This is a genomic window from Halarcobacter mediterraneus (assembly GCF_004116625.1).
GTDB classification, from domain to species: Bacteria; Campylobacterota; Campylobacteria; order Campylobacterales; family Arcobacteraceae; genus Halarcobacter; species Halarcobacter mediterraneus.
This window is the reverse complement of sequence record NZ_NXIE01000011.1, coordinates 1-2,807: the sequence shown is the minus strand read 5'-3', so window position 1 is coordinate 2,807 and position 2,807 is coordinate 1. Positions and strand designations below refer to the sequence as shown.

General features: G+C 25.9%; 2 protein-coding genes and 1 tRNA gene. 1 reads left to right on the top strand and 2 read right to left on the bottom strand.

The genetic code is table 11. The annotated features are described in order from the left end of the window. Positions 1-1,951 (bottom strand): HAMP domain-containing protein (locus CP965_RS14490; RefSeq protein ID WP_164971038.1); only part of this gene is annotated, 1,951 nt, incomplete at its 3' end. Between the two features lie 134 nt (positions 1,952-2,085). Between CP965_RS14490 and tpx the strand changes: the two genes are divergently transcribed. Beyond that, positions 2,086-2,574 carry a thiol peroxidase gene (gene tpx / locus CP965_RS13955; protein WP_129062719.1) on the top strand — a complete coding sequence of 163 codons (489 nt, stop codon included), beginning with the start codon at positions 2,086-2,088 and terminating at the stop codon, positions 2,572-2,574. A gap of 11 nt (positions 2,575-2,585) precedes the next feature. On the opposite strand, the gene CP965_RS13950 is transcribed toward tpx, so the two are convergent. Next, positions 2,586-2,661 (bottom strand) — tRNA-Thr (locus CP965_RS13950). Between the last annotated feature and the right edge of the window lie 146 nt (positions 2,662-2,807).

Genomic DNA, 2,807 nt, shown 5'->3' with positions numbered 1-2,807 from the left:
TATTCTCTTTTGTTAGCTCTTTATTTTTACTTAGTAATTCTGAAAATCCTATTATTGCATTTAATGGTGTTCTTATCTCATGACTCATATTTGCTAAAAATATTGATTTCGCTTCATCTGCCCTTTGTGCTTTTTCCAAAGACTTCATTTGACTAAAAATTAAACTTTTAATTTGTTCTGCCATTGTATTAAAAGAATTTTCTAATTTTCCTATTTCATCATTTGAAGAAACCTCAATTCGGTAATCAAGCTCATTATTTGCAAATTTTTTAGTACCAATTAATAAATTTTCTATTTTTGAAGTAATATATCTAGAAATCCAAATTGCAATAGCTATTATTAAAAGAATCATTATAAAAGTAACTATTGTTAATTCGTTTATTAATGACTTAATAAAAAGAGTAATCTCAAATTTATTTTCATCAACTACTTTTTTCATATTTTTAGTTTGCTTTTTTAAAATTGTATTTATACTTTTTTTAGTTTCATTTGCTGCAGCATGAAACTCATTAACATTGGCACCAATAGTTACAAATCCAAAACCTCTCTTTGAATTTCCATATTTACCAGTATAATATGGAATTGCAGCAGCTGTACTTAGTTTCCAAAGTTTACTCCAATAAATAATAAATGAACCATATCCACCATTTTCTGTTAACTGCATCCAACCTTTACATTGAGGAGCAAAATTTAAATATCTACAATCTAACCCAACATTTCCTTCTTCAAAAAGCTGTTTTAAATTTGGTTTTTTCTCCAAAGATTGTTTTTCAAAAGTAGGATAAATAGAAAGAAAATCATTAATTTCAAGTCCAGACTCTTCATATTTAAAATAAACATCAGTACTAAGCCAAGGTATAACTCTTTTCCCAGTTTTCTTATCATAACCCATAATAAAATAATCTCTTGCATGAGAAATATTTTTCCCTTCATAATCCCACATAAAAGCATAATTACCGCTTCCTGCATCAGTAATACTTTGTATAGGGTCATTACTTGTAGGGTTGGCTGTATCAGTAAATTGCATTATATGTTTATGGTCTAAAGCCAAAGAAATATATCCTTTTTTTACACCATTTTCAAATACTGGTGTTATAAATCTTATTATTCCCTCAAACTCTTTTCCTAAAGGATTTTCTTTCCCTGCATAAGCATACTTTTCTGGTTCAAAATTTATTTTTGCTTTCTTTGCTTTTTCTTTTGTAAATGTACCAATTACTTTAGTCCCAATATATTCACCAATAACATCAGAAACAAAAATTTCTCCTTCTTTCAAATTATGAACTTTATTAAAATAATTTTCTGAATTAATATAAGTATTTTTTTGATGTGAAACATTTTTTAGTTTTTGATTAATATTAGAAACTTTATATTTTTCATTACCCTTCAAATCAAAATAAGTAACTTCTTTATATAAAGGTATCAATTTTTTATTTAATGGTAGAGGATCAGTATAATTAAATTCTCTTTCATTATCTTTCAAGTTTGCCTTTTTATTTTTTCTTATCATTTTTTTAAGAGAATCTTCTTCAACCCAAGTATTATTAATATCGTTATACCTATATTTATTATGAACAATTATTTCTCTCATCTTAGTCTTAAAAAAAGATTCTAAAATTTCTTGATTGATATTTAATTTAGATAAAAAAAGTATATCATTATCTCGTTCATAAAGAAAATCAGCAACATTATTTGCAATTTCAAAACTAAGTCTTTCTAAAGATAATTGTGATTTTTTATCTAAAAACTTGATACTATCCTTTATAGAAGCATTTGCAGTATTTAAAACTATTTCTTTATTTTCATTAAATAAGTATTTTGTACTATCATTTAAGTATATTTCTAATCGCTTAACACCTTCATATGCTATATAAACAATTATTAATAAAGGAATTATTTTAATTAAAATAAAAAGAAGAATTAATTTTGTACGAATTGTAATATTTTTCATAATAAAGCCTTACATTATATTAAAATTGTAATAAGTATATATTTAATAAGCTTAATATTTTAAATTATATTAATATTTTGTTATTAATATTTAGATACAATCAATTAATTATTTTTAAAATAAAGGTTTAAAGTATGGCAACAACTAAGCTGAAAGGAAATATCGTAAACTTAAAAGGAAACGAAATAAATATTGGAGATAAAGCCCCTATAGTAAAAGTAGTTAATCAAGACTTATCTGATATTAAAATAGGTGGGAAAGCTCAAATAATAATTGCTGTTCCCTCATTAGATACACCTGTTTGTGCAGAAGAAACAAGAAAGTTTAATGAAAAAGCAGTAGATACAAATATTGAAGCTATTGTAATTTCAATGGACTTACCCTTTGCAGCAGGAAGATTTTGTACAACTGAAGGTATTGAGAACTTAAAAGTTGGAAGTGACTTTAGAAATAAAGACTTTGCAAAAGAATATGGAGTATTAATTGCAGATGGACCATTAGAAGGGGTAACATGCAGAGCTATTTTTGTTACAAATAATGAAGGAATAGTAATTCATAAAGAAATATGTGAAGACATTACAAATGAGCCAGATTATGAAGCTGTATTTAAAGCAATAATCTAGAGTGTGTTTACTGGTGCCTACAACTGGATTTGAACCAGTAACCTCTTCCTTACCATGGAAATGCTCTACCGTTGGAGCTATGCAGGCATAAAAGCAATAATAAGTATAAAAATATAGCAAAAAGCTTAATAAAGACCCATAAAAGAAGAAAGAAAAGAGAGAAAAAAGGTAAAAAAAAAGCTTACCATAAACAACTTGGGTAAGTTGGTAAAGGTAAGCTTTAGTAAAAATAC